The sequence below is a fragment of the Lysinibacillus sp. CTST325 genome, assembly GCF_054665055.1.
The window spans coordinates 19,659-46,311 of record NZ_BAAFHO010000006.1 but is presented as its reverse complement, the minus strand read 5'-3'; the positions used below and the strand labels follow the sequence as shown (position 1 = coordinate 46,311).

26 protein-coding genes, 1 riboswitch and 1 other annotated feature are annotated in these 26,653 nt (G+C 39.7%); of the genes, 19 read left to right on the top strand and 7 right to left on the bottom strand.

The features are described from left to right. Window positions 1–40 precede the first annotated feature (40 nt). The 3 genes from polX to ACYQ73_RS15230 are packed head-to-tail and all read left to right on the top strand — an operon-like array spanning window position 41 to window position 4,570. Complete coding sequence (polX, locus tag ACYQ73_RS15240; RefSeq protein ID WP_460013276.1) at window positions 41–1,750, top strand: DNA polymerase/3'-5' exonuclease PolX; 1,710 nt, start codon at window positions 41–43, stop codon at window positions 1,748–1,750. 18 nt (window positions 1,751–1,768) lie between these two features. Beyond that, window positions 1,769–4,135, top strand: a complete 2,367-nt coding sequence (locus ACYQ73_RS15235; protein ID WP_460013275.1) for an endonuclease MutS2 — start codon at window positions 1,769–1,771, stop codon at window positions 4,133–4,135. 21 nt (window positions 4,136–4,156) lie between these two features. Next, window positions 4,157–4,570: a DUF350 domain-containing protein gene (locus ACYQ73_RS15230; protein ID WP_370041571.1), complete on the top strand. Its 414-nt coding sequence runs from the start codon at window positions 4,157–4,159 to the stop codon at window positions 4,568–4,570. A gap of 112 nt (window positions 4,571–4,682) precedes the next feature. Here the strand turns inward: ACYQ73_RS15230 and ACYQ73_RS15225 are convergent, their stop codons facing one another. The 6 genes from ACYQ73_RS15225 to ACYQ73_RS15200 are packed head-to-tail and all read right to left on the bottom strand — an operon-like array spanning window position 4,683 to window position 6,657. After that, window positions 4,683–5,114 carry a hypothetical protein gene (locus tag ACYQ73_RS15225; protein ID WP_460013274.1) on the bottom strand — a complete coding sequence of 144 codons (432 nt, stop codon included), beginning with the start codon at window positions 5,112–5,114 and terminating at the stop codon, window positions 4,683–4,685. Next, window positions 5,008–5,427, bottom strand: a complete 420-nt coding sequence (locus ACYQ73_RS15220) for a hypothetical protein (protein ID WP_460013273.1) — start codon at window positions 5,425–5,427, stop codon at window positions 5,008–5,010. The genes ACYQ73_RS15225 and ACYQ73_RS15220 overlap by 107 nt, the downstream gene beginning before the upstream one ends. After that, window positions 5,424–5,549 (bottom strand): hypothetical protein, encoded by a 126-nt coding sequence (locus ACYQ73_RS15215; protein ID WP_460013272.1) that lies wholly within the window; start codon window positions 5,547–5,549, stop codon window positions 5,424–5,426. The genes ACYQ73_RS15220 and ACYQ73_RS15215 overlap by 4 nt, the downstream gene beginning before the upstream one ends. A 17-nt stretch (window positions 5,550–5,566) precedes the next feature. Beyond that, window positions 5,567–5,776 (bottom strand): hypothetical protein, encoded by a 210-nt coding sequence (locus tag ACYQ73_RS15210; RefSeq protein WP_460013271.1) that lies wholly within the window; start codon window positions 5,774–5,776, stop codon window positions 5,567–5,569. Next, entirely contained in the window at window positions 5,773–6,432 is a 660-nt protein-coding gene (locus ACYQ73_RS15205; protein WP_460013270.1) for a hypothetical protein, read from the bottom strand. Before ACYQ73_RS15205 ends, ACYQ73_RS15210 begins: the two co-directional genes overlap by 4 nt. Window positions 6,433–6,468: 36 nt before the next feature. Then, window positions 6,469–6,657, bottom strand: coding sequence for a hypothetical protein (locus tag ACYQ73_RS15200; RefSeq protein ID WP_460013269.1), 189 nt, complete (start codon window positions 6,655–6,657; stop codon window positions 6,469–6,471). A 349-nt stretch (window positions 6,658–7,006) separates the two neighbouring features. On the opposite strand from ACYQ73_RS15200, the gene ACYQ73_RS15195 reads away from it, so the two are divergent. The 10 genes from ACYQ73_RS15195 to ACYQ73_RS15150 all read left to right on the top strand — a co-directional run bounded on the left by ACYQ73_RS15195 (window position 7,007) and on the right by ACYQ73_RS15150 (window position 20,579). After that, window positions 7,007–8,698, top strand: coding sequence for an AMP-binding protein (locus ACYQ73_RS15195; RefSeq protein ID WP_460013268.1), 1,692 nt, complete (start codon window positions 7,007–7,009; stop codon window positions 8,696–8,698). A 186-nt stretch (window positions 8,699–8,884) separates the two neighbouring features. After that, on the top strand, window positions 8,885–9,466 hold the full coding sequence (locus ACYQ73_RS15190; RefSeq protein WP_460013437.1) for a TetR/AcrR family transcriptional regulator: 582 nt from the start codon (window positions 8,885–8,887) through the stop codon (window positions 9,464–9,466). Window positions 9,467–9,480: 14 nt separating this feature from the next. Continuing rightward, window positions 9,481–10,254: an enoyl-CoA hydratase gene (locus tag ACYQ73_RS15185; protein WP_460013267.1), complete on the top strand. Its 774-nt coding sequence runs from the start codon at window positions 9,481–9,483 to the stop codon at window positions 10,252–10,254. Window positions 10,255–10,371: 117 nt separating this feature from the next. Beyond that, window positions 10,372–11,145, top strand: coding sequence for an electron transfer flavoprotein subunit beta/FixA family protein (locus ACYQ73_RS15180; RefSeq protein ID WP_460013266.1), 774 nt, complete (start codon window positions 10,372–10,374; stop codon window positions 11,143–11,145). A gap of 51 nt (window positions 11,146–11,196) precedes the next feature. Beyond that, on the top strand, window positions 11,197–12,174 hold the full coding sequence (locus ACYQ73_RS15175) for an electron transfer flavoprotein subunit alpha/FixB family protein (protein ID WP_460013265.1): 978 nt from the start codon (window positions 11,197–11,199) through the stop codon (window positions 12,172–12,174). Between the two features lie 491 nt (window positions 12,175–12,665). Beyond that, window positions 12,666–12,899 (top strand) — a binding site (T-box leader). 187 nt (window positions 12,900–13,086) lie between these two features. Continuing rightward, window positions 13,087–14,445: an amino acid permease gene (locus tag ACYQ73_RS15170; protein ID WP_460013264.1), complete on the top strand. Its 1,359-nt coding sequence runs from the start codon at window positions 13,087–13,089 to the stop codon at window positions 14,443–14,445. A gap of 124 nt (window positions 14,446–14,569) precedes the next feature. Further along, on the top strand, window positions 14,570–14,881 hold the full coding sequence (trxA, locus tag ACYQ73_RS15165) for a thioredoxin (protein ID WP_004226420.1): 312 nt from the start codon (window positions 14,570–14,572) through the stop codon (window positions 14,879–14,881). 136 nt (window positions 14,882–15,017) lie between these two features. After that, window positions 15,018–16,808: an excinuclease ABC subunit UvrC gene (gene uvrC / locus ACYQ73_RS15160; RefSeq protein ID WP_460013263.1), complete on the top strand. Its 1,791-nt coding sequence runs from the start codon at window positions 15,018–15,020 to the stop codon at window positions 16,806–16,808. Between the two features lie 390 nt (window positions 16,809–17,198). Next, window positions 17,199–17,377, top strand: a riboswitch (Lysine riboswitch). A 222-nt stretch (window positions 17,378–17,599) separates the two neighbouring features. Continuing rightward, window positions 17,600–18,826: an aspartate kinase gene (locus ACYQ73_RS15155; RefSeq protein WP_460013262.1), complete on the top strand. Its 1,227-nt coding sequence runs from the start codon at window positions 17,600–17,602 to the stop codon at window positions 18,824–18,826. Between the two features lie 487 nt (window positions 18,827–19,313). Then, the gene (locus ACYQ73_RS15150) at window positions 19,314–20,579 is read left to right on the top strand and encodes a methyl-accepting chemotaxis protein (protein WP_460013261.1); all 1,266 of its coding nucleotides are present in this window, start codon (window positions 19,314–19,316) and stop codon (window positions 20,577–20,579) included. 195 nt (window positions 20,580–20,774) lie between these two features. On the opposite strand, the gene ACYQ73_RS15145 is transcribed toward ACYQ73_RS15150, so the two are convergent. Continuing rightward, on the bottom strand, window positions 20,775–21,209 hold the full coding sequence (locus tag ACYQ73_RS15145) for a YslB family protein (protein WP_460013260.1): 435 nt from the start codon (window positions 21,207–21,209) through the stop codon (window positions 20,775–20,777). 272 nt (window positions 21,210–21,481) lie between these two features. Between ACYQ73_RS15145 and ACYQ73_RS15140 the strand changes: the two genes are divergently transcribed. The 6 genes from ACYQ73_RS15140 to ACYQ73_RS15115 all read left to right on the top strand — a co-directional run bounded on the left by ACYQ73_RS15140 (window position 21,482) and on the right by ACYQ73_RS15115 (window position 26,646). Next, window positions 21,482–22,090, top strand: a complete 609-nt coding sequence (locus tag ACYQ73_RS15140; RefSeq protein ID WP_134026674.1) for a succinate dehydrogenase cytochrome b558 subunit — start codon at window positions 21,482–21,484, stop codon at window positions 22,088–22,090. A gap of 66 nt (window positions 22,091–22,156) precedes the next feature. Then, window positions 22,157–23,911, top strand: a complete 1,755-nt coding sequence (gene sdhA / locus ACYQ73_RS15135) for a succinate dehydrogenase flavoprotein subunit (protein ID WP_460013259.1) — start codon at window positions 22,157–22,159, stop codon at window positions 23,909–23,911. 5 nt (window positions 23,912–23,916) lie between these two features. Beyond that, window positions 23,917–24,696: a succinate dehydrogenase iron-sulfur subunit gene (gene sdhB, locus ACYQ73_RS15130; protein WP_460013258.1), complete on the top strand. Its 780-nt coding sequence runs from the start codon at window positions 23,917–23,919 to the stop codon at window positions 24,694–24,696. A 391-nt stretch (window positions 24,697–25,087) separates the two neighbouring features. After that, a complete protein-coding gene (locus ACYQ73_RS15125) occupies window positions 25,088–25,546 on the top strand; it encodes an acyl-CoA thioesterase (RefSeq protein WP_460013257.1) in 459 nt (152 codons plus the stop codon). Window positions 25,547–25,896: 350 nt separating this feature from the next. Beyond that, window positions 25,897–26,118, top strand: a complete 222-nt coding sequence (locus tag ACYQ73_RS15120) for a helix-turn-helix domain-containing protein (protein WP_004226437.1) — start codon at window positions 25,897–25,899, stop codon at window positions 26,116–26,118. Window positions 26,119–26,193: 75 nt separating this feature from the next. Further along, window positions 26,194–26,646, top strand: coding sequence for a MarR family winged helix-turn-helix transcriptional regulator (locus tag ACYQ73_RS15115; RefSeq protein WP_323653188.1), 453 nt, complete (start codon window positions 26,194–26,196; stop codon window positions 26,644–26,646). Window positions 26,647–26,653: the final 7 nt, after the last annotated feature.

The window sequence follows — 26,653 nt, the reverse complement described above, 5'->3', positions numbered from 1 at the left end:
GGTTTTGAGGGAAGTGTTTTTACGATAGGAGGAATTCCCAATGAACAAAAAAACTATTATTCGCACATTTGAAAAAATTGCATTGTATATGGAATTACAAGGGGAAAATCCATTCAAAGTGTCTGCCTTTCGAAAAGCTGCTGCCGCACTTGAAGGGGACGAGCGCTCATTAAGTGAGATGGAGGATGTAACAAAGCTTAAAGGTATAGGTAAAGGTACAGCTGCTGTTATTGAGGATTTAATGGCAAATGGTGAATCAGGCTTATTAAAAGAATTAGAAGAAATTGTACCAAAAGGATTGCTCCCATTATTAAAACTTCCAGGCTTAGGTGGTAAAAAAATAGCTAAGCTTCATCAAGAATTAGGGATTGATTCTGCGGAAAGTTTAAAGGTTGCTTGTGAGGAAGGTAAAGTTCGTGAGCTGGCAGGCTTTGCGGCTAAGACCGAAGAAAAAATTTTAAAGGAACTTGCAAATTTAGCAAATCGATCAGAACGTTTACCGATTTGGCAGCTGGAGCCAGTTGTTTTACAAATTGAAGCTCTTCTAGGTAGTATGGAAGAAGTGGAACGTTTTTCTGTTGCTGGAAGTTTCCGTCGTGCAGCTGAAACAAGTAAAGATATTGATTTTATTGTTGTAACTGAAGCAGTTGAAACTGTACGTGAAAAGCTACTGAATGAGCTTTCTGTACAAGAAGTCGTAGCAGCTGGCGATACAAAAATTTCAGTTATTTTAGACCTAGATGAGCCTGTAAGTGTAGATTTCCGATTAGTAAGAGATGTTGAATATGCAACGGCCTTGCATCATTTCACAGGCTCGAAAGATCACAATGTACGCATGCGTCAAATTGCTAAAGCCCGTGGTCAAAAAATTAGTGAATATGGTGTAGAGCAGGCTGATGGCACCGTACTAACGTTTAAGGATGAAGAAGAATTTTTTGCGCATTTTGATTTACCATTTATCCCGCCGAGTTTGCGTACAGGAACAACGGAATTTGACAAAACGGATGACATTAAAAGTCTAGTAGAAATAGAAGATATTAAAGCAGATTTGCATATGCATACGACTTGGTCTGATGGTGCGTACTCTGTAGCTGAAATGGGCGAAGCATTGATTGCGCGAGGCTATCAGTATAGTGTTATTACTGACCATTCACAATTTTTAAAAGTAGCGAATGGTCTAACGCCAGAGCGCTTAACAAAGCAACGTGTTGAAATTGAGGCATTTAATGAAGCACATCAAGATTTCCATTTATATGCGGGGACAGAAATGGATATTTTGCCGGATGGTTCCCTAGATTTTGAAGATGATGTGCTAAGAGAATTAGATTTCGTCATTGCCTCTATTCACTCTAGCTTTACACAATCGCAGGACAAAATTATGGCACGTTTACTGACGGCGATGCAAAATCCGTACGTTCATATGATTGCACATCCAACTGGTCGCATTATTGAGGATCGTAATGGCTATAATCCTGATATGGAGCAATTAATTTCGTGGGCAAAGGAATATGGTAAAATTTTAGAGTTAAATGCGAATCCATATCGTCTTGATTTATGTGTTGAGCATTTAGAAATGGCTTTGACAGCTGGTGTACCCGTAGCAATCAATACGGATGCCCATGATATTGCTCATTTACGCTTTATGGATATTGGGGTGCGCTACGCAAACAGAGCATGGTTGAAAAAGGATATGATTGTGAATACATGGACGCGAGAACAATTTGAAGCGTTTATTCGACGAAATAAATAGATTGAGGAGGTGTTCTCAGTGATCGCAGAACGCGCATTGAAAACACTAGAATATGATAAAGTACGTCAGCAAGTGGCTACATACTGTACTTCTTCAATCGGTAAATCAGCGGTTGATGAACTTGTACCACAGACAGACTATGAAAAAGTTGTGCAATTATTAGAAGAAATGGATGAAGGACTATCCATTTTACGTGTAAAAGGCAATGTGCCGATGGGTGGTATTTTTGATGTGCGACCAGCTGCAAGGCGTGCACAAATCGGTGGCATGCTTTCAGCGATGGAACTAATGGAAGTTTCAAGTACAATTCGAGCTAGCAGAATTCTTCGCAATTTTATCGAAGATATAGAATCAGAAGAAGTGATTGAGATTCCTCATTTCATCGCAAAAAAAGAAGCGATGCCTGTTTTGACAGGCTTGCAACATGAAATTAATAACTGTATTGATGACAACGGCTCTGTGCTAGACTCTGCAAGCCAAACTTTGCGTTCAATTCGCCAATCTTTGCGCGCAGAGGAGGCTAAAGTACGTTCTAAACTAGAAAGCCTTATACGCGGGAGCAATGCTTCAAAAATGCTCTCAGACACACTTGTAACGATTCGTAATGATCGCTTTGTTATTCCCGTTAAGCAAGAGTATCGTCATCATTATGGTGGAATTGTGCATGACCAATCATCTTCTGGCCAAACGTTATTTATCGAGCCAGATTCGATTGTACAAGCGAATAATGAGATTCATCGATTAAAAATGAAAGAGCAAGCTGAAATTGAACGTATCTTACTTGCATTAAGTGCAATGGTAGAGGAAGTAGCTCCAGATTTATTTAACTTAGTCAAAGTACTAGGTGAGATTGACGTTATTTTAGCTAAAGGCAAATATGGTCAAGCGAACAAATGTACAATGCCTAAAATGAATAACGACGGCTATATTCGACTTGTTCGTGCACGTCATCCACTTTTACCAATTGAAACGGCGGTTGCTAACGATATTGAATTTGGGAAAGACATTACGGCAATTGTGATTACAGGACCAAACACGGGTGGTAAAACCGTCACTTTAAAAACAGTTGGACTATGTACATTAATGGCACAGGCTGGGTTACCAGTGCCTGCACTTGATGGTTCAGAGCTTGCTGTTTTCAAGCAGCTTTTTGCAGATATAGGAGATGAACAGTCTATTGAGCAATCACTGTCAACTTTCTCCTCTCATATGGTCAACATAGTAGATATCTTGCAAAAGTTTGATGACGAATCACTCGTTCTATTTGATGAATTAGGTGCCGGGACAGATCCTCAGGAAGGGGCAGCTCTGGCCATCTCCATTTTAGATGAAGTACATGGTCGTGGCGCCCGCGTTATGGCAACAACGCACTATCCTGAGCTAAAAGCATATGGCTATAATCGTCCAGGAGTTGCCAATGCAAGCGTAGAGTTTGATATTGAGACATTGAGTCCAACATATCGTCTACTTATTGGTGTACCAGGCCGCTCCAATGCATTTGAAATTTCAAATCGCCTGGGCTTACCAGAATCGATTATTGACCGTGCGAAAAGCTTTACAGGTACAGATCGCCATGAGGTAGAGTCAATGATTGCTTCACTAGAAGAGACTCGTCGCCAATCCGAAGATGATGCAGAACGCTCTCATGAGTTACTAATGGAGTCTGAAGAACTTCGTAAAGAGCTACAAGGAAAACTACAAGCTTACGAGGAACGCAAAGAAGCACTCGATAAAAAAGCGAAAGAAAAGGCTCGCAAAATTGTTGATGAAGCAAAAAGAGAAGCAGAATCAATTATTACTGAGCTTCGAGAAATGCGCAAAAATGCAGACCAAGTTGTCAAGGAGCATGAACTCATCGAAGCACGTAAACGATTGGAAGAAGCTACACCGATTGAAAACAATAAAGTGCTGAAAAAAGCGGCACAAGTAAAGGCTCGTGCACAAAACTTAGTTGTCGGAGACGAGGTAAAGGTGTTAAGCTATGGACAACGGGGTACATTGCTCGAAAAAGTATCGGATACTGAATGGGTTGTCCAAATGGGTATTCTGAAAATGAAAATCTCGGATAGTGATTTAGAGTACATTAAACCAGAAAAAGAACCTGTGCAACGTATGGCTGGTGTAAAAAATCGTACTAGCCATGTAAAATTAGAATTAGATTTACGCGGCGAACGATATGAAGATGCCATCATACGTACGGAAAAATATATTGATGATGCCTTGCTTGCTAATTATGGGCGTGTATCAATTATTCATGGTGTCGGTACAGGTGCATTACGTCAGGGAATTCAAAGTTATTTGAAAAAGCATAAGCGTGTAAAATCCTTCCGATTTGGTGAAGCCGGCGAGGGAGGCCTAGGCGTCACGGTTGTGGAATTGAAATAAGCAGTAAAGGGGACGGAGAAAATGCTTAATTCTAGCTTTTGGCGATATCCAATTATCGAAACGGCAGGATATTTTAGTGTTGTTGTATTATGTTTAGTCGTCTCGATGGCATTGTTCGAAGTCGTTACGAAATATAAAAATTGGGAAGAAATTAAAAATGGTAATGTCGCTGTGGCACTCGCAACAGGAGGGAAAATACTGGGGATCTGTAATATTTTTCGCTTTTCCATTGCGCGCCATAGCACTTTAAGTGAAATGATTGGCTGGGGCCTCTTTGGTTTTACATTACTAATTGTGGCGTATTTCTTATTCGAATTTATGACACCACGTTTTAATGTCGATCAAGAAATCGCAAATGATAATCGCTCAGTCGGTTTCATATCCTTTACCATTTCACTCGGTCTATCGTTTGTTATTGGGGCAAGTATTGCATAGGAGTGTAATGACATGGAAAAATTAGCAAAAGTACTAATCGTTGTCTGCATAGCATTTTTGGCAGTCGGTGTCTATTATATGATGACCCTTTAAGCGAAAATAACGCATCCTTTTATGAGGATGCGTTTTTTTGTGGGTAAAGAGAAGAATTGCTCGGGTGTCTAGCGACGGAAAGAAGGCAGGGCGACGGAAAGAAGGCAGGGCGACGGAAAGAAGGCAGGGCGACGGAAAGAAGGCAGGGCGACGGAAAGAAGGCAGGGCGACGGAAAGAAGGCAGGGCGACGGAAAGAATAGCCAAAGCGACGGAAAGAAGAGCCAGAGCGACGGAAAGAAGGCAGGGCGACGGAAAGAAGAGCCAGAGCGACGGAAAGAATAGCCAAAGCAACGGAAAGAAGGCAGGGCGACGGAAAGAATAGTCAGAGCGACGGAAAGAAGGGTCAGGGCGACGGAAAGAAGAGTCGGAGCAAAGGAAAGAAGGGAGGGCGACGGAAAGAAAGGTCAAAGCGACGGAAAGAAAAGCCAGGGCGACGGAAAGAATAGCCAAAGCAACGGAAAGAAGGCAGGGCGACGGAAAGAATAGTCAGAGCGACGGAAAGAAGGGTCAGGGCGACGGAAAGAATAGCCGAGGCGACGGAAAGAAGAGTCAAAGCGACGGAAAGAATAGCCGAGGCGACGGAAAGAAGAACCAAAGCGACGGAAAGAAGAGTCAAAGCGACGGAAAGAAGAGTCAAAGCGACGGAAAGAATAGCCGAGGCGACGGAAAGAATAGCCGAGGCGACGGAAAGAATAGCCGAAGCGACGGAAAGAATAGCCAAAGCGACGGAAAGAATAGCCAGAGCGACGGAAAGAAGAGTCAAAGCGACGGAAAGAAGGCAGGGCGACGGAAAGAATAGTCAGAGCGACGGAAAGAAGGCAGGGCGACGGAAAGAATAGCCAGAGCGATGGAAAGAAAAGCCAGGGCGACGGAACGAAAGGTCAAAGCGACGGAAAGAAAGGTCAAAGCGACGGAAAGAAGAGTCGGAGCAAAGGAAAGAAGGGAGGGCGACGGAAAGAAGAGTCAAAGCGACGGAAAGAATAGCCAAAGCAACGGAAAGAAGAGTCAAAGCGACGGAAAGAATAGCCAAAGCAACGGAAAGAAGGCAGGGCGACGGAAAGAATAGTCAGTGCGACGGAAAGAATAGCCAAAGCGACGGAACGAAAGGTCAAAGCGACGGAAAGAAGGCAGGGCGACGGAAAGAATAGCCAGAGCGACGGAAAGAAGGCAGGGCGACGGAAAGAAGGCAGGGCGACGGAAAGAATAGCCAAAGCGACGGAAAGAAGCCAGGGCGACGGAAAGAAGAACCAAAGTGACGGAAAGAAGGGTCAGGGTGACGGAACGAAAGGTCAAAGCGACGGAAAGAAGAGTCGGAGCAAAGGAAAGAATAGCCAGAGCGACGGAAAGAATAGCCAAAGCAACGGAAAGAAGGCAGGGCGACGGAAAGAATAGTCAGAGCGACGGAAAGAAGGGTCAGGGCGACGGAAAGAAGGGTCAGGGCGACGGAAAGAAGAGTCGGAGCAAAGGAAAGAATAGCCAGAGCGACGGAAAGAATAGCCAAAGCAACGGAAAGAAGGCGGGGCGACGGAAAGAAGAGTCGAAGCAAAGGAAAGAAGGGAGGGCGACGGAAAGAAGAGTCAAAGCGACGGAAAGAAGGGTCAGAGCGACGGAAAGAAGGCAGGGCGACGGAAAGAATAGCCAGAGCGACGGAAAGAATAGCCAGAGCGACGGAAAGAATAGCCAGAGCGACGGAATGAAAAGCCAGGGCGACGGAAAGAATAGCCAGAGCGACGGAAAGAATAGCCAGAGCGACGGAAAGAATAGCCAAAGCAACGGAAAGAAGGCAGGGCGACGGAAAGAATAGTCAGAGCGACGGAAAGAAGGCAGGGTGACGGAAAGAATAGCCAAAGCAACGGAAAGAAGGCAGGGCGACGGAAAGAATAGCCAAAATGACGCTAAAGTGACGAAAAAGAGTAAAGAACTGCTCTGGCCCGAAGAGAAACTGCTCCGGTTGAGAATGTAACCGCCCCAGCCAATAAATAAAAACCTTCAATTCCCTCAAAAAAAATCATAAGTTACATCATCCTCACACCCCAACATCATAAAATAGTACTAAAACCTATTAATATTCCTTCATCTACCTAAAAAGTTATCATTAAAAAATTATTTTTGGAATATAGAAATATGAACTCAGTCTTGTGCATAAACAAAGAAAGAATGAATGAGTATTCATACGCTCTATCGATTCAATATCCTAAGAAATACAGTTATATAAATGTTGTTAAACGCATAATAATTAATCGAAAATGCATTTATTTTCTATTTTATGTTTGAAAGAGTATTTCTTTTTCATTATAATTAAAATAAGAGTTTACAAGTTTGGGGCAAAGGGGAGAGGACGTATGACAACAAAACCATGGCTAAAAAATTATCCTGAAGAAATACCATCGTCTTTAACGTTTGAGGAAATTCCTGTGCAAGAGTTTTTGACACGTGCCTATAAAAAGAATCCATCCAAAGTTGCGATTCATTTTATGGGAAAGGATTTGACGTACACTGAGCTATATGAGTCAGCGCTAAGGTTCGCAAACTATTTACATGCCCTTGGAGTAGAAAAGGGAGATCGAGTAGCTATTATGCTGCCAAACTCACCACAAAGTGTAATCGCTTACTATGGGGCAATGTATGCTGGAGCGATTGTCGTACAAACAAATCCACTTTATACTGAGCGTGAACTTCAATATCAAATGGCTGATTCAGGTGCAAAAGTAATTTTATTGATGGATATTTTGTATCCGCGTGTTATGAAAATCATAAAAGAAACTGCACTTGAAAATGTAATTGTCACGGCTATTAAAGATTATTTACCATTTCCAAAAAATTTGGTTTATCCCTATATTCAAAAAAAGCAGTACGGTTTTAGTGTCAAGGTTGAACATAGTGGTCAAAATCATTTATTTACAGAAATTATGCGCTCTTCGCCCATCAAAATGATTGATATGCCATTTGATTTTGAAGAGGACATAGCACTGCTTCAATATACAGGTGGAACGACTGGCTTCCCTAAGGGTGTGATGTTGACCCATAAAAACTTAATTGCTAATACATCAATGTGCGATGCGTGGATGTATAAATGTGTACATGGTGAGGAAACCATTATGGGCATACTGCCATTCTTCCATGTTTATGGTATGACGGCTGTTATTTTATTATCCGTATTCACGCAAAATAAAATGGTGTTATTACCAAAGTTTGATGCAGAGACAGCGTTGAAAACGATTGATAAGCAAAAACCAACACTATTCCCAGGTGCACCGACTTTATATATTGGTTTATTAAATCACCCTGATATTGCAAAGTACGACTTGTCGTCCATAAAAGCATGCATAAGTGGATCTGCCTCGTTGCCAGTAGAAGTACAGGAGAAATTTGAAGCGGTAACAGGGGGAAAACTTGTTGAAGGATTTGGATTAACAGAAACTTCTCCTGTCACACATGCAACACCTATTTGGGGTAAGCGTGTCATGGGCTCGATTGGTTTACCTTGGCCAAATACGGATTCAATCATTTTACGTACTTGGGATGCTGAAGCGCTTCCAGTCGGTGAGGTTGGCGAAATTGCTGTAAAGGGCCCGCAGGTTATGAAAGGTTATTGGAATCGCCCTGAGGATACAGCAGCAGCATTCGTAGATGGCTGGTTTTTAACAGGCGATCTTGGCTATATGGACGAGGAAGGCTATTTCTATGTAGTTGACCGTAAAAAAGATATTATTATCGCAGGTGGTTTTAATATTTATCCTCGTGAGGTAGAGGAAGTACTATATGAGCGCGAGGAAATCCAAGAATGTGTAGTTGCGGGTATACCTGACCCGTATCGAGGAGAAACAGTAAAAGCTTATATTGTTTTAAAAGAAGGATATTCGATTACAGAAGACGAATTAAATAAATATTGCCGTCAAAACTTAGCTGCCTTCAAAGTTCCTCGTTATTATGAGTTTAGAGATGAGCTACCGAAAACAGCTGTTGGAAAAATTTTGCGTCGTGCATTAGTTGATGAAGAAAAAACAAAATTGGTGAATAAAGAAGCAAAATAAATACGTGATAAAGTATTGACAAGCAAAGATGTAAATTATAATATGAAAATATGAATGAATGACCATTCATATTTTCATATTTTTTTAGGTTACCACGTCATATCCTTAACAATATATCAAAGGATGACATCATGTAGTAAGCATGAATTTAGACGTGTGCAAGTTTTTTTAGGTGGTGATATAAAAGTGAAACGTGATAAGCCAAAATATAAGCAAATTATTGATGCAGCTGTCATCGTTATTGCAGAAAATGGGTATCACCAAGCACAGGTATCGAAGATTGCTAAACAGGCAGGGGTGGCCGACGGAACAATCTATTTATATTTTAAAAATAAAGAAGATATATTAATTTCTGTCTTTAATGAAAAAATGGCTGTTTTTGTAGAGTCATTACAAGATATAATAGAAAATGGAAGTACGTCTAAGGACAAACTTTCACGAATGATTGAAAATCATTTTAATGTTCTAGCGACAGATCGATACCTAGCAACCGTCACACAATTGGAACTACGACAATCGAATAAAGATTTACGACTAAAGATCAATTCGGTATTAAGAGAGTATTTACAATTACTTGATCAAATTTTAATCCAGGGTATGCTATCTGGTGAGTTCAATCAAACGATGGATGTACGCTTGGCACGTCAAATGGTATTTGGAACAATTGACGAAACCATTACGTCGTGGGTTATGAATGAATATCGATATGATTTGATAGAACAGGTTCCGAAAGTTCAGGCATTAATCTTGAACGGCATTAAAGCTTAAAAGGATGTGGAGAAATGGAATTTCTAAGTTGGAAAGCAGAGGATGGAGTAGCGATTATTACAATTGCACGCCCACCAGCAAATGCATTATCTCGCGGAATCATTACCGAAGTAAATGCTGTGCTAGATGAAGTAGAAAATGATGACACAGTACGTGTCCTTGTACTTCATGGTGAAGGTCGTTTCTTCTCAGCGGGTGCAGACATTAAAGAATTTACAGAGGTTGAATCTGGTGATGAGTTTTCAAAGCTAGCGATCAATGGTCAACAAGTTTTTGAGCGAGTTGAATCGTTCTCTAAACCTATTATTGCTGCAATTCATGGTGCTGCACTAGGTGGGGGCCTTGAACTAGCGATGAGCTGTCATCTGCGCTTTGTGACAGAATCTGCGAAATTAGGACTGCCTGAATTACAATTAGGTCTTATTCCAGGTTTTGGGGGTACACAACGACTACCTCGATATGTAGGGGTTGCAAAAGCTGCAGAAATGATGTTTACAAGTGAGCCGATTTCTGGTACAGAAGCTGTACAATGGGGTTTAGCGAATCGTGCATTTACTGATGAAGCATTATTAGAAGAAACGCTAAAGGTAGCGAAGAAAATTGCGAAGAAGAGCCCGGTTGCTTTAAAAGTAGCTATTCAAACATTGCAATATGCTAAGCATGCTTCGTTTTATGAAGGTATTGAGGCAGAAGCGAAATCCTTTGGCACAGTATTCGTTTCGGAAGATGCAAAAGAGGGAATTCAAGCATTTATTGAAAAACGCGAGCCTGTGTTTACGGGTAAATAATATTCCATCAGTGTCGATAGCGACTTGAAAGAGTGTTATCGACGTTATCGACACTGAAAATATATAATATTTATAAGTTTACTTAGAAATAAAAAACGTTGCAGGAGGTATGGATATATGAATATTTTTGCATTAATTAAACGTACGTTTGATACAGAAGAAAAAATTGTTGTGTCGGGTGGTAAAATCCAAGAGGATGGTGCAGAGTTCATCATCAATCCTTACGATGAATATGCCATTGAAGAGGCAATTCAAGTACGTGACGCTGCTGGCGGTAAAGTAACAGTTGTGTCAATTGGTGGCGAAGAGACAGAGAAGCAATTGCGTACAGCTCTTGCGATGGGAGCAGATGAAGCAGTTCTTATTAATACAGAAGACGATCTAGATGAATTGGATCAAAATGCAGCAGCCTATATTTTAGCTGAATATTTAAAAGATAAAGATGCTGATTTAATTTTAACAGGAAACGTTGCAATTGACGGAGGCTCTGGTCAAGTAGGACCTCGTGTTGCAGATTTACTAGGTATTAACTATGTAACAACAATTACAAAGCTTGAGATTGATGGAACATCTGCGAAAATTGTACGTGATATTGAAGGTGACTCAGAAGTTATTGAGACATCTTTACCACTTTTAATAACAGCTCAGCAAGGTTTAAACGAGCCACGTTACCCATCTTTACCAGGGATTATGAAAGCGAAGAAGAAACCGCTTGCAGAACTTGAGTTAGATGATTTAGATATCGATGAAGATGATGTAGAGGTTAAGGTAGAAACAGTTGATATTTTCTTACCAGCTCAAAAGGCAGCAGGCCGTATTCTAGAAGGCGAACTTTCTGCACAAGTAAAAGAGCTAGTAAGCCTACTTCATACAGAGGCGAAAGTAGTTTAAGTCATCTGATGACACAAATCGAATCTTAAAGGGTAACGGAGGGAATATACTATGACAAAAAAAGTATTAGTATTAGGTGAAGTTCGTGAAGGAAGCTTACGTAATGTTTCTTTCGAAGCGATTGCAGCTGCAAAGCAAATCGCAGACGGTGGTGAAGTTGTTGGTGTACTTTTAGGGGATGCCGTAGCAAACTTAACAGGTCCATTATTTGAATATGGTGCAGATCGTGTTGTAACAGTGGAGCATCCACATTTAAAACAATATACATCTGATGGCTATGGTCAAGCTTTATTAGCAGTAATTGAGGAAGAAAAGCCAACTGGTATCGTATTTGGTCATACTGCAAACGGTAAAGATTTATCACCGAAAATTGCAAGTAAATTACAAGCAGGTCTTGTATCTGATGTAACGTCAATTGAGGGTGCTGGCGATGATGTTGCATTCATCCGTCCAATTTACTCTGGTAAGGCTTTTGAAAAAGTTAAAGTAAAAGACGGTTTGGTTTTAGCTTCAGTTCGTCCAAATAATATTGCACCATTAGAAAAAGTAGCCGGTAAATCAGGTGACATCACTTCTCTTACTGTAGATATTACAAACCTTCGTACAATCATTAAAGAGGTAGTACGTAAATCTTCAGAGGGTGTTGATCTTTCTGAGGCAAAAGTAGTTGTAGCAGGTGGTCGTGGCGTAAAATCTGAGGAAGGCTTTGAACCATTAAAAGCGCTAGCGGATTTACTTGGTGGTGCAGTAGGTGCTTCACGTGGTGCATGTGATGCTGAATATTGTGACTACTCACTTCAAATCGGTCAAACAGGTAAGGTAGTAACACCAGACCTTTACATTGCAGCGGGTATTTCTGGAGCGATTCAACACTTAGCTGGTATGTCAAACTCAAAAGTAATCGTTGCGATTAATAAAGATCCAGAAGCAAATATTTTCAAAGTTGCGGATTACGGTATCGTAGGTGATTTATTTGAGGTAGTGCCTCTTCTAATCGAAGAATTTAAAGCATTAAAAGTAAATGCCTAATTAAATTATCTTCATTCAGCAAATTTACTGAATGAAGATAAAGCCTCAGGCGGATGTCAAAATCCGGACACAATTACGCCAAGGCGAAATTAATATTTGTTTTGTCGCGGGGAGGGTGTGTCTTCCCCGTTTTTTTGCGTTCGAATTTTTTGATTTTTTAAAGTTATTGCAAAATAAAATGTTGACATAATTAATTTTAGAACGTATAGTGATGAATATTAATTTAACTTCTTTCAGCGGATTAAACATTCGCTGAAATAGAGGATTTCAGTCTAAGAACGCCACGTCCTGTGGCAACGACTGAGTGACCAACTTCGTGTTGGCCTAAAGCCTCCGGCGGATGTCACGGAATCGGAAAGGAGTTCTTTAAAGGATGTTAGCCTAAAATCATCGCATCCATGCGATAACGGCTAACTGACCTGCATCGTGCAGGCCTAAGCACAAAGCCGATTCCAGACGCAATTATGCCGAGGCATAATTGATTTTTATAAAGAAACGCAAAGATTAGGAGTAGTAAAAGCTCATTATTTGGTGAAGAGAGCTGCGGGTTGGTGCGACGCAGTCCGATAAGACTTTGAACTTGCCTAGGAGCGGTAAGATAAATGGAATTTGCAGAATATTCTATTTGTTGGACGGTTAACCTTCGTTATTAGGTTTTTAAGCAGGGTTCTTAAAGAACCAATTAGAGTGGTACCGCGGTTTGCTTATGGCATATCGTCTCTTCTTTCATTAGATAATGAAGGAACAGACGATATGCCTTTTTTGCGTCTAGGCTAAAGCGCTACATCCTCGAGGTCGCTTCGATGCCTCGGGCAAAAGTGGAGGAGCACTTACTTTTGCTTCGGGCTCTCCAGCGCTTGTCGGATGTAAACGAGCACTTTAGCGCATTTGTTGATTTTAGGAGGTAAGGAAATGGAAAACGACAATCAGAAATTAAAAAGAACGATGACCTCACGGCATATTACGATGATGGCTTTAGGTGGTGCCATTGGTGCAGGGTTGTTTAAAGGAAGTAGTACGGCCATTGATATGGCAGGGCCATCAGTACTTATTGCGTACTTAATTGGTGGGATTATTCTGTTATTTGTTATGCAAGGTTTAGCAGAAATGGCAGTCCGCAATAGCGAAGCGAGAACATTTAGAGATTTAGTGCAAGCCGTTTTAGGAAAGTATCCAGCTTATTTTCTAGATTGGATTTATTGGAAAATGTGGGTGTTAAATATTGCAGCGGAATCTATAGTTGCGGCAATTTTTATTCAGTATTGGTTGCCGGATTATCCAATTTGGATACTTGCATTATCTGTTTCGGTGTTAGTTACAGCCATTAACTTGTTATCGGTGAAAGTTTTTGCTGAAACTGAATATTGGCTAGCGTTAATTAAAATAACCGTTATTGTGGTGTTCATCATAGCGGGACTAATTTTATTACTTGTTACTTTTGGTAATCATACAGCTGTTGGTTTTTCCAATTTAACGGAGCGTGGTGGGTTCTTCCCGAACGGGTCAATGGGGTTGATTGCTGCAATGCTTGTAGTTATTTACTCTTATGGTGGCACTGAGATTATTGGTATTACATTAGCTGAAACGAAAAATCCAGAGAAAGTAGTGCCGAAAGCAGTTCGCAGTACATTAGTACGCATTGTGACTTTTTATTTAGTTCCGTTCTTTATTATCGTTAGCTTGATTCCTTGGAATGAAGTAAACGGTGTGCCAGAAAGTCCGTTTGTAATGGTCTTTAAAATGGTTGGGATTCCTGGTGCTGATCATATTATGAACGCTGTTGTTTTACTCGCAATTATTTCATCAATGAACTCAGGACTTTATGGTTCATCACGCGTTCTGTATACACAAGCTGTGGACGGGCGTGTTCCTAAAATCTTTGCACATTTATCAAAAAGAAAAGTTCCGGTGTATGCCATATTAATGTGTACATTAGCTTTATATATGGCCGTAATATTTTCTTTATTTGCGGGAAGCAAAACTTTTGATTTCCTAATGGGCTCACTTGGATATACCGTGTTATTTATTTGGTTAATTATTGCGATTGCACATCTGAAATCGCGTGAAAAACAGCCAGAAAAAACAAGTACCTATTCAGTAAAATGGTTCCCTTATACAACTTGGATCGCTATTATTGCGTTAAGTGCAATTCTGGTTGGTATTATTTTCACAACATCGATTATCGTAACAGGTATTACATTAGCTATCTATCTCTTTATTACGTTAACTTATGTCTTTAAAGGTCGTTTTCAAGAAAATGAGGCTAAATAACAAATCAACTTAATGCCTTTTTCGACCTTATTTTTCATAAATTTTGCATACTAGGCAGATTGTTCGCTCAAGAGAATTTATCCATGCTATACTACAAACATAGTAAGTTTAAGGAGGATTTCAAATGGCAATTGTACATGCAACAGATGCAACTTTCCAAGATGATATTAAAGAAGGGTTAGTATTAGTAGACTTTTGGGCTGCTTGGTGCGGACCTTGTAAAATGATTGGACCTGTTCTTGAAGAAATGGATGCTGCAGGTAGTGCGGCTAAAATTGTAAAAGTAGATGTAGATAACAACCAAGGTACTGCAGCACAATACCAAATTATGTCTATCCCGTCATTACTATTATTTAAAGATGGTGAATTAGTAGACAAAACTGTTGGTTTCCAACCAAAAGAAGCGTTAGAAGCATTTATCGCAAAACATGCTTAATCTGTAAGAAAATATGAGTCAAGCCATCAATAAGATGTGCTTGGCTTTTTTTCGTTATATAATATAGAGAAAACGAGAACGTTATTTTTGGGAATAGGAGACGAACGTTTTTTTAAAAAAAGGGGGCAGGTAGGCGATGAATGATTTAATTAAACGAAAGCTTGAAATTTTACCAGATCAGCCTGGCTGCTATTTGATGAAAGATCGACAAGGAACCATTATTTATGTCGGGAAAGCAAAGGTGCTAAAAAATCGAGTACGCTCGTATTTTACTGGTTCGCATGAGGGGAAAACACAGAGGCTTGTAGGAGAAATAGAAGATTTTGAGTACATTGTGACATCCTCCAATATTGAAGCTTTAATTTTAGAGCTTAATCTTATAAAACTACATGACCCGAAGTACAATATTATGCTTACGGATGATAAAACGTATCCGTATTTAAAAATTACAAATGAAAAACACCCGCGCCTTATTACAACACGAAAAGTGAAAAAGGATAAGGCGAAATATTTTGGTCCTTATCCGAATGCGTATGCAGCAAGTGAGACGAAAAAGCTGCTAGATCGTTTATATCCTCTTCGAAAATGTGTACAACTCCCTACCAAGGTTTGTTTGTATTATCATATGGGACAATGCCTAGCCCCTTGTATCAAGGATATAGGTGCTGATATTTACCACGATATGATTGAGAATATGACAAAATTTTTAAATGGTGGGGTTGAGGAAGTCAAAAAGGAGCTAGAGGTAAAAATGCTAGCGGCCGCAGAAAATTTAGAGTTTGAGCGTGCAAAGGAATTTCGTGATCAAATTGTCCATATCGATACAGTCATGCAAAAGCAAAAAATCGTATCAAGTGATACAACGAATCGCGATGTATTTGGCTATGCCGTCGAGAAGGGCTGGATGTGTGTTCAAGTTTTCTTTGTTCGTCAAGGAAAGCTTATAGAACGAGATGTCTCGATTTTCCCGGTTTATCAAGAGGCAGAAGAGGAATTTTTAACGTTTGTTGGACGATTTTACGAAAAGTTAGAGCACATTAAGCCTAAAGAGATCTTTATCCCACAATCTATTGATGCAGATATTTTAACGGAATTATTAGAAGTTAAGGTACTGACACCAAAACGTGGGCAAAAAAAAGAGCTAGTTGAATTAGCGACAAAAAATGCTGAAATTGCTGTAGCAGCAAAGTTCCAGCTTATTGAACGTCAGGAAGAACGCACAATAGGAGCATGTGAGGCGCTCGGTGAAGCTATGGGCATTTCTACGCCTTTAAGAATTGAGGCTTTCGATAATAGTCATATGCATGGGACAGATGCTGTATCTGCAATGGTTGTATTTATCGATGGAAAACCTGCGAAGAAGGAGTATCGAAAATACAAAACACGTACCGCCGCCAAGCACGATGATTACGGGGCAATGCAGGAAGTAATACGTCGTCGATACACACGTGTATTAAAAGATGGTCTACCTTTACCGGATTTAGTACTAATAGATGGTGGGAAGGGGCAAATGGAAGTCGCGCGAGAAGTATTAGAGGATGAGCTCGGCCTTGTCATTCCAATTGCCGGATTAGCGAAAGATGAAAAGCATAATACGTCACAGCTTTTATTTGGTGATCCACCAGAAGTTATTGCGTTAAAGCGTACAAGTGATGGATTCTACTTACTACAACGAATTCAGGATGAAGTACACCGCTTTGCTATAACCTTCTTACGACAGCAGCATGAGAAACATGCTATACAATCTGTCCTCGATCATATAGAGGGCATTGGCCCAAAGCGAAAACAGCAGTTACTTAAGCATTTTGGCTCTGTCAAAAAAATTCGTGAGGCAAGTGTGCAGGCACTACAGGAAGCTGGGATGCCAGCTAATCTAGCTAGCGATATTTATGCTTATTTTCATTCAGCAGAAGACTCCCATCTCTGAAGGTGCTGAGATGAATGCAGACGGAATTCCTTTTCAGTGGGTATTCAAACACCTACTGAAATAGAGGAGCTCAGTCTAAAAACGCTACGTCCTGTGGCATTACCAAAATGACCGATATCGTGTCGGTCCTCGTGCAGGCATGTGCACGATTCATAATCCGGACGCATTGTTTATCTGCAGCGAGCAAAGCGTCAGCGGCAATTACGCTAAGGCTAAGTTAATTTTTAACAGGATACATTGTCAAAGGATTAGACGTATGCTAAGGTTGATATATAACATTGCTCTTCAATATAGCAATGTTATATGCGGCGCCTTAGTTTTTTTCAGTAGTTTCTACTTATTAAAATGGAAATTTCTTCACTAAGGTTCAATTAAATACAATCACTATTTAGTGATGATAGAGGTGCAAGGTTCAAGAGTAGTACATTCGAGGACGAACAAGTCCAGTGAAGATGTATGAAAGGGGAGCTTGCCGAAGTGGAGCATCGTTGTTTCCGATGCTGTGCTGGTTTTACATTTAAGAGATGTGAGACTGTCGAATCTAAACGTTTCGGAGAGCTATCACACATGCGCAAGTTACTTTTATTGTACATGTTATTTAGGCAGCTTTCACGTTATGTGAGAGCTGCCTTTTTAGATTTCTCGAAACAACATTTTTTCAAGGCTGTTACTCTTACCTAAGAGGTGAAGGAGCGCTATTTGCTTTTGCGGTGTTATTTTTGTAAAAAGCTAAAAAAGTATAGCTACTTTATAATCAGCGAAATGATTGAATAAGAAGGAGAATGATAAAGATGGCGAAAGTTGTGATGAAATTTGGTGGTGCAGCATTTGCATCAACAGAGCGCATTCGAAATGTTGTGAAAAAGGCGATTGCAGAAAAGGAAAAAGGTTTTGATGTTGTCGTTGTCACTACAGCTATGAGGGGTATGTCTAAAGAATTAGCAAAGATGGCTCGTGATTTATCAGACCATGCATCTAAGCGTGAACTAGATGCACTATTTTCATCAAGCTCACAACTTACAAGTACATTAGTGGCAATTGCTTTACAAGAGGAAGGATATGATGCCGTGTCATTAACGGGCTGGCAGGCGGGCATTGAAACCGATGCTATGTATAGCAATGCCCGTATTGATGAGATAAATGCTAGTCGAATAGAAGAGCATTTTGTACAGGGAAAAATCGTTATCGTTGCTGGGGAACAAGGTATCGATAATTCACGGAATATTACGATGTTAGGTAAAGGTGGGGCAGAAACGTCGGCTATAGCTATTGCAGCAAAATTGAAGGCGGAGCGGGTAGATATTTACACGAATGTGGAAGGAATCTATACAGCTGATCCAAGTCATGTTGCTGGGGCACAAAAGCTAAAAGAAATCTCCTATGATGAGATGCTAGAGCTATCAAACTTAGGATCACAAGTTTTACACCCGCGAGCAGTAGAGTTAGCAAAGAAGTTTCAAATCCCAGTTATCATTCGGTCGAGCGAAATAGCTACAGTAGGTACTTTATTGAAGGAGGAAGTTGAAATGGAAAAAAATTTAATTGTACGTGGTGTTGCCTATGAGTCAGACGTTATTCGCTTAACAGTTGGTTATGATGCTTATTCGAATGCTTCGTTAGCAGATATGTTCACAATACTTGCAGAAAATTGTATAAACGTCGATATAATCGTACAAGCAATAATTGATGGCTTAAAGCCGACTGTATCATTTACCATTTTAAAAGAGGAGTTCGCTGAAGCATTACGTGTCTTAGAAGATAGTAAATTATCATTAGGATTTAGTTTTGCCGATTTTGAAATTGGCTTAGCAAAAGTCTCTATTATTGGCTCAGGAATGGCATCAAATCCAGGGGTAGCTGCCCGTATGTTTGATCGTCTACGTCGTGAAGATATCCCTGTAAAGATGGTAAGTACGTCTGAAATAAAAGTGTCTGTTGTTGTACCTCAGGACGAAATGATTCGTGCAGCAAATGCATTACATGATGAATTTAACTTAGAACAAGCGCTTTACATATAATGTTGAAGAGGATGTGTCAGTAAAAGGCACATCTTTTCATGTTGTTGAAAAACTATTATGTCAATGAAATTAATATGTCATATTAAATAAAGTAGGGTTCTATGGCAAAACGAGGGGTTGATTTCCATTCCGGCTGGGCTCTTTGCCGCTGACGCTTCGCTTTCGCGCAGATAAAACATTTGTTGTTGCTGTCGCTACGCTTTCGCACAGAGCAAAGCTTCCTGGGAGCGTCCGATGAGCCGCTTGGGCCAACACGATGTTGGTCACGAAGGCGTTATCACAGGACCTGATGGTTTTAGCCTTCGTTCCTCTATCGCTGATCCCCAAGGAGTAGCCTAGCCTCCACTCCAATTAACTACTTCACTTAGAATGAATCTTCTGGAATGGGCACATCTTTTTTTGTTCACATCAATTTAATACTTTATCCAATTCTATTGTTATATAATAAAATGTGACATGTTTTACCAAGGGGAAGGTGGAAGTTTGTATGGGGTTATTTGGTTTATTTCAAAAGCCAATGGATGAAAGTGTTGAGAGGCACAACGATATAGACATACAAATATTAAAAAAACGAATTTTGGAATTGGAACTTGAGCAGGAAAGCATTGATGTGAAAAATGCGATTTTAGACTTTGTACTAGCGCATATGGAGTTAATTAATTTTCAAACGGCTTTAAAGGTTCAAAATGTCTCTACGAGTGTAGGGGATATTTCAGCGATGAGTGAAGAAATGTCGTCAAATACAGAGGAGATGCTTGCGGTTGAGCAAAATGTTAATGCAAACATTCAAGAAATAAAACAGCATTCATTACTACTTGTAGAGGAAATGGAATCATCCATTTCAAAAGGTGAAATGGTTCAGGCGTTGTTGGCCAAAGGAGCTCGTTCAACAGAGCAACTGAATGATGAAATGACTAAAATGGATGATATCAGTAAAGGTGTAACCGGGATTGCCGATCAAACACAACTACTATCTTTAAATGCCTCTATTGAAGCCGCACGTGCTGGTGAGCATGGAAAAGGCTTTAATGTTGTCGCGATGGAGGTAGGGAAGTTAGCCAGTAGCTCGAAAGGTTCATTGCAAGAAATGACAAAGATTCGATCAGTCATTGATAAGAAATTACATAATACAATAACAAATATTAAACAAGTCGAACATTATTTAACTGACTTTTTAAGTATCATGAAGGACAATATTGCTAATCTGACTGTAACAAGTAGAAATATTGAAGAAGCAGCACATGGCATTCATCAAATAACAGCTGCATCAGAAGAAAATGTAATAGCTGTAGGTCGTTTAGCGGAAACGACGACGGAATTATCACATTCTAGTGACTTCTCGGATATAATCCAAAATCAAGTATCTGAAATGTTAAAAGCTATTGCACCGACAATCAGAAAACCATCAGAGCAAACGGTAGTTAGCCAAATGGCAGCAAGGTTAATGGATCATGCTCGCTTTTTACGAGATGCTATTCAAAAGGCTGGTCAGAAAGAAACGATAAAAACGCATCATCAATGTATGTTTGGAAAATGGTATTACGGACATTATGAGGAATATCAGAATTTACCAGAATATCTTCATATTGAACAACCACATGAATTAGTCCATATGGCCGCACAAAAATTAGTGAATGAACTGTCAATTCATAACATAGAAGAAATGATTCAACACTCACTTAATATTTTGGAGGCATTTATTGCGTTAATAGATGTGCTATTAAAAGAAAGACATGCTCAACTATCAATATAAAAAGGATTCGTGAGTATAACGAGAGGTTGATTTCCGTTCCGACAGTGCGCTTTACTGGGGCGTCCAATGGAGCTGCTTCGCTTGTCCATCTATGACGCTACTCTAAGGAGTTGCCCAGTCTTTACTACAATTAACTTCTATAGTATAAACAAAAAGGATTGTCATCCATAAATCTGGGATGACAATCCTTTTTGTTTATTCTGTAGGAACGGTGTTCATGATTCTTTCTTTAACGTCCCATTTTACTGTAAACGTAACATTTTGTTGTTTTTCACGTTTTTCATCATAGCATTCTGTTAAATAACCTTTTGCTTGCTGGATTTGCTCAGCTATAAACCCTGCTTCAAGTCTAAAGCTACGAAGACCGATTTGTAACAGATCTGGATCATTTGTCAACTGGAATATGCGTCCATCCTTCGATTCTTTGACAAGCTCTAAATTACCCCAACAGGCATCTGCGAAAAATGCGATAAGTTCATCTTGACTTGTACATGGGAACTTCCGAGCTAGATCTTTTCCTGCCCAGTAAAGGACATCATCTTCGTGTTTACCAAGAATGGAAGATAAAATATAATCGCGAATTATCTCATAGCCAAATGCTGAGATTGTAGGAGATGAAGTGTTTAACATTGAAAGCCTTCTTTCTTAGAATTTTCTTAAAATTTGACACTGATAAAGTAAAGGTAGATTTTTCGAGAAAAAACGATGCATCATGTACTAGATTGCTTCTTTAATAAGGGATGTGAAAAACTTTAAGTTGCCTTGACGCTCGTAGCTCTTGAGAGTACAATAAACATGTCATAATATTGTACCATGATGAAATACACAGTCAATGAAGTATCAGTTACAAAATGATGACTTCTTTAGTTGTGCTATTTTAAGTACTAAGGGGGGTAACAGTCTTGTCGAAAGATCGAGAGTTTTTATTGCGTCGCTTACATTCTCTACTTGGTATCATTCCAGTAGGTCTGTTTTTAACGATGCACCTGTTAATTAACTTTACAGCAACAGGCGGAGCAGAAAGTTACAACGCAGCTACCGCTAATATGGAAAAGATTCCATTCCTTATCCTAGTTGAATGGATTGTCATCTATATTCCATTAATGTTCCACGCATTTTATGGTGTCTACATTGCATTCACTGCTACACCAAATACAGGACGTTTCAGCACATACCGTAACTGGATGTACTCATTACAACGTTTCACTGGTGTATTCTTAGTGATCTTCATTGCATGGCATATTTTCCAAACTCGTATTCAAAAAGCACTTGGTACAGAAGTTGATTACGACATGATGGCAAATATCGTTTCTAATCCATTCATGCTTGGATTCTACATTGTTGGTATTATATCAGCAACTTTCCACTTATCTAATGGTTTATGGGCATTCCTAGTAAGCTGGGGTATTACACAATCTCCTCAGTCTCAAAAGATTGCTACTTATGTAACAAACATTATTTTCGTAATTCTAAGTGTAGTTGGTGTGGCTGCTATTTTAGCTTTCGTTTAATTCAATAGAAGCTACTATAGAGTACATGCAATCATTGCAATTTTTTAAGAGGAGTGAGAAATAATCATGGCGAAAAGCAAAATAATTGTTGTCGGCGGCGGTCTAGCTGGTCTGATGGCAACGATTAAAGCAGCTGAAGTTGGTACAGAAGTTGATTTATTCTCATTAGTTCCTGTAAAACGCTCACACTCTGTATGTGCGCAGGGCGGAATTAATGGTGCGGTAAATACAAAAGGTGAAGGGGATTCTCCTTGGATTCACTTTGATGATACAGTTTATGGTGGGGACTTCTTAGCGAACCAACCACCTGTTAAGGGTATGTGTGATGCAGCCCCTGGTATTATTCACTTAATGGACCGTATGGGTGTAATGTTCAACCGTACACCAGAAGGTCTTCTTGACTTCCGTCGTTTCGGTGGTACTTTAATGCACCGTACAGCTTTCTCTGGTGCAACAACTGGTCAGCAATTACTATACGCACTAGACGAGCAAGTTCGCTCTCACGAAGTAGCTGGTTTAGTGAACAAATATGAGCACTGGGAATTCCTTGGTGCAGTAGTCGATCCTGACGGCGTTTGTCGCGGTATCGTAGCGCAAGATATGCGTACAGAAGAAATTAAATCATTCCGTGCAGATGCTGTTATTATGGCGACTGGTGGCCCTGGTATTATCTTCGGTAAAACAACAAACTCTGTAATTAATACAGGTTCTGCTGCTTCTATCGTTTACCAACAAGGTGCCTCATACGCGAATGGTGAGTTCATCCAAATTCACCCAACAGCGATTCCTGGAGATGACAAAAACCGTCTAATGTCAGAGTCAGCTCGTGGTGAAGGTGGCCGTATTTGGACTTATAAAGACGGTAAACCTTGGTACTTCCTAGAAGAAAAGTATCCTGCATATGGTAACTTAGTACCACGTGATATTGCAACACGTGAAATTTTCGACGTTTGTGTAAACCAAAAACTTGGTATCAACGGCGAAAACATGGTATACCTAGATCTTTCTCATAAAGATCCACATGAATTAGATGTAAAACTAGGTGGTATTATTGAAATCTACGAAAAATTCGTAGGTGATGATCCACGTAAATTACCAATGAAAATTTTCCCGGCAGTTCACTACTCAATGGGTGGATTATGGGTTGACTACAACCAAATGACTGAAATTCCTGGTCTATTTGCAGCAGGTGAATGTGATTATTCTCAACATGGTGCAAACCGTCTTGGTGCGAACTCATTATTATCTGCTATCTATGGCGGTATGGTTGCTGGACCAAACGCAGTAGATTATGTTAAACATCTTAAAAAGCATGCTGAAGATCTTCCTCAAGAAATATTCGATGCTCGCGTTAAAGAAGAACAAGCTAAGTGGGATGCTGTCATGAAAATGGACGGCACAGAAAACGCTTACTTACTTCATAAAGAGCTTGGTGAAATGATGACAGCTACTATGACAGTAGTACGTTATAACGACCAACTTCAAGATACATTGAATAAACTTGATGAATTCCAAAAACGTTGGGAAAACATTAACATCAACGATACTCAAAAATGGAGTAACCAAGGTGCTCACTTTACGCGTCAGTTGAAAAATATGATTTACCTAGCGAAAGTAATGACAAAAGGTGCATTACTACGTAACGAATCTCGCGGTGCTCACTATAAGCCAGATTTCCCGAACCGTGATGATGAGAACTTCTTAAAAACAACAATGGCGAAGTTTGACCCAACTACTGGTAACCCAATCATCACGTACCAAGAAGTCGACGTTTCATTAATTCCACCACGTAAACGTGATTACTCTGCGAAAGGAGACTAAGAATTATGAATATCGCAGCTAATACTGGAAGAATGGTCAAAGTTGAAATTTTACGTCAAGATACAAAAGGCGGCAATGGCTACTGGCAAAAATTCCAAGTGCCTTACCGTCATGGTATGAACGTAATTTCTATTTTAATGGAAATTCAAAAAAATCCTGTTACTGAAAATGGTGAAAACACTACTCCAGTAGCATGGGATATGAACTGTCTTGAAGAAGTTTGTGGTGCATGTTCAATGGTTATCAATGGCCGCCCACGTCAATCATGTTCAACTCTTGTTGACCAATTGACTGAGCCAATTAAAATTGAGCCTATGAAAACTTTCCCAGTTATTCGTGACTTACAAGTTGACCGTGAACGTATGTTCAATGCACTTAAAAAAGTTAAAGCATGGGTTCCAATCGATGGTACTTATGATTTAGGTGAAGGTCCACGTATGCCAGAAGGTAAACGTCAATGGGCTTATGAATTATCTAAATGTATGACTTGTGGTGTATGTATGGAAGCATGTCCAAACGTGTCTGAAAAAGCTTCATTCATCGGACCAGCACCATTATCACAAGTACGTCTATTCAACACTCATCCAACTGGTGCAATGATTAAAGACGAACGTTTAAATGCAATCATGGGTGATGGAGGCCTTGCAAACTGCGGTAACTCACAAAACTGTGTAGCTGCTTGTCCAAAAGGTATTCCTTTAACAACATCTATCGCATCATTAAACCGTGCAACTACAGTGCAAATGTTCCGTAATTTCTTCGGTTCTGACCACTACGTTGACTAATAGTACAAGCTTTACTCCCAACTCCCTTACACTGAATGTGTGAGGGAGTTTTTTTCTATGAAAAATATAAAATAATTTTGTAGAATAAAACTCGTAAATGCTTGATTGATCCTATTCACCATTAAAGTTTTGTACTATAGGGAGTTCAGATAGGGGCATTTTCAAGAAAGAGTACTAAACTAAGTATGATGACATCATAGTAAAAGACCGAATTACTCAAAATAGAATAGGAATGTCGATATCGACGGAAAATAAGTTTTAACGAGTGAAAATGTGAATTTTCTATGATAATATAGTGTTTTCCTTTATAATGAATGTATATTCATTTGTGATTTGCTAATTCCATTTGTTGTTCTGGAAGAAGCGAATGAAAATTAGGGGGATGGCTAAGATGAAAGCAAATTATATCGGAGATTTTCAGGAATGGGCAAAGGATTTTGCATTTTTTATTGAGGTCCGTGTACGTTTTTCAGAAACGGATATGTACGGTCATATGAACAATACAATTAGCTTTACATATTTTGAACAAGCACGAATCGATTATTTCCGTCATTTAGGTGTTCTAATGCCATCAGCAATTGATGAACATGTAGAGGGTATTCCGATTGTAGCCGACTTACAGTGTGATTACGTGAAGCAAGTTTTCTTTGATGATGTGCTAAAAATTTATACGAAGGTAGCTACAGTAGGGAACTCGTCATTGGATATTCATTACTTAGCGAAAAACCAGCATGATGAAGTTTGCTTTACGGGTCGTGGTACGGTAGTGCAAATGAACCCTCGAACTGGCAAGAGTGTACCACTATCTGAAGAGGCAAAAACTCAATTAGCAAGTTTAGTGTTCATATAGTATTGGAAAAGGATTACGAAAAAGTCCTGAGGAAAGAAGTATAAACAATGATCTCGACGATTGAAATTGCATTTTTACGACTCAGCTCATTACAATAAGATGTGGATGACTGTATGCTATATATAAGTTTATTGGAATAGAGACTGGGCGCCTAAGAAAAGCGGCCAGTCGGAACTGAAACCAACCACTCGTTATGGTGATGATCCACTTTTACATAAAATGCATTAATGAGTGGAAGTAATTTCCGAATTTTTTTAGGAAACACGAGATATTCATGAAAATAGCCGTCACCGCTCCTCATTCCTTAACATAAGTTACAATACGTGCGGGGGAGGAGGGTGTAACTGAAAATGAATGGCTCTCATCATCGTTCTCTTTTAACGAACCGAGAACGTGAAATATTTGCGCTTTTATTAGCTGAAAAAACAACGAGGGATATTGCAGAGCAACTTGGTATTAGTGAAAAAACAGTGCGAAATCACATTTCCAATACAATTCAAAAGTTAGGTGTAACGAATCGATCTCAAGCGTTAATTGAGCTGTTACGCTTAGAAGAATTTAAATTAGACTAATTGGACACTTGCTATTTCAGAAAAAAAACGACAAAATAGAACTATTCAACGTATTTTTAGGAGTGAAATAGTTATATGTCGGATGAAGTAACAAAGCACTCACCTGAAACCGTTGCAACGGTTGAAAAGGAATTACGCTATATAGCGGCGATTGTGAAGCAAAAAGGAAGAGAGATTGTTTCACAATATGCGATTACGCCGCCACAATTTGTTGCATTACAGTGGTTAGAAGAGCTTGGAGATATTACAATTGGCGACCTGTCAAATAGATTATACTTAGCTTTTAGTACAACAACAGATTTAGTGGACCGAATGGAGAAAAATGAATTAGTCAAGCGAATGCGTGACGAAAACGATCGTCGTGTCGTTGTTGTTCATCTTCTCGAGAAGGGCGAACGCATTATTCAAGAGGTTATTGAAAAAAGACAGCAATATTTGCAAGAGAAGCTTGTTGGTTTTAACGAACAAGAGGTCGCGCAATTATCAAGCTATTTAGAAAAACTACATGTACACATGAAACAGGATTGAGGCGGAA

Excerpts from the sequence above, each read along its gene's own strand:
- ACYQ73_RS15175 (WP_460013265.1), top strand. The coding sequence starts at position 11,197 with ATGACAAAAAAAGTATTAGTATTAGGTGAAGTTCGTGAAGGAAGCTTA.
- ACYQ73_RS15180 (WP_460013266.1), top strand. The coding sequence starts at position 10,372 with ATGAATATTTTTGCATTAATTAAACGTACGTTTGATACAGAAGAAAAA.
- ACYQ73_RS15155 (WP_460013262.1), top strand. The coding sequence starts at position 17,600 with ATGGCGAAAGTTGTGATGAAATTTGGTGGTGCAGCATTTGCATCAACA.
- ACYQ73_RS15150 (WP_460013261.1), top strand. The coding sequence starts at position 19,314 with ATGGGGTTATTTGGTTTATTTCAAAAGCCAATGGATGAAAGTGTTGAG.
- ACYQ73_RS15195 (WP_460013268.1), top strand. The coding sequence starts at position 7,007 with ATGACAACAAAACCATGGCTAAAAAATTATCCTGAAGAAATACCATCG.
- ACYQ73_RS15120 (WP_004226437.1), top strand. The coding sequence starts at position 25,897 with ATGAATGGCTCTCATCATCGTTCTCTTTTAACGAACCGAGAACGTGAA.
- ACYQ73_RS15115 (WP_323653188.1), top strand. The coding sequence starts at position 26,194 with ATGTCGGATGAAGTAACAAAGCACTCACCTGAAACCGTTGCAACGGTT.
- ACYQ73_RS15145 (WP_460013260.1), bottom strand. The coding sequence starts at position 21,209 with ATGTTAAACACTTCATCTCCTACAATCTCAGCATTTGGCTATGAGATA.
- trxA (WP_004226420.1), top strand. The coding sequence starts at position 14,570 with ATGGCAATTGTACATGCAACAGATGCAACTTTCCAAGATGATATTAAA.
- ACYQ73_RS15125 (WP_460013257.1), top strand. The coding sequence starts at position 25,088 with ATGAAAGCAAATTATATCGGAGATTTTCAGGAATGGGCAAAGGATTTT.
- ACYQ73_RS15230 (WP_370041571.1), top strand. The coding sequence starts at position 4,157 with ATGCTTAATTCTAGCTTTTGGCGATATCCAATTATCGAAACGGCAGGA.
- polX (WP_460013276.1), top strand. The coding sequence starts at position 41 with ATGAACAAAAAAACTATTATTCGCACATTTGAAAAAATTGCATTGTAT.
- sdhA (WP_460013259.1), top strand. The coding sequence starts at position 22,157 with ATGGCGAAAAGCAAAATAATTGTTGTCGGCGGCGGTCTAGCTGGTCTG.
- ACYQ73_RS15170 (WP_460013264.1), top strand. The coding sequence starts at position 13,087 with ATGGAAAACGACAATCAGAAATTAAAAAGAACGATGACCTCACGGCAT.
- sdhB (WP_460013258.1), top strand. The coding sequence starts at position 23,917 with ATGAATATCGCAGCTAATACTGGAAGAATGGTCAAAGTTGAAATTTTA.
- ACYQ73_RS15185 (WP_460013267.1), top strand. The coding sequence starts at position 9,481 with ATGGAATTTCTAAGTTGGAAAGCAGAGGATGGAGTAGCGATTATTACA.
- uvrC (WP_460013263.1), top strand. The coding sequence starts at position 15,018 with ATGAATGATTTAATTAAACGAAAGCTTGAAATTTTACCAGATCAGCCT.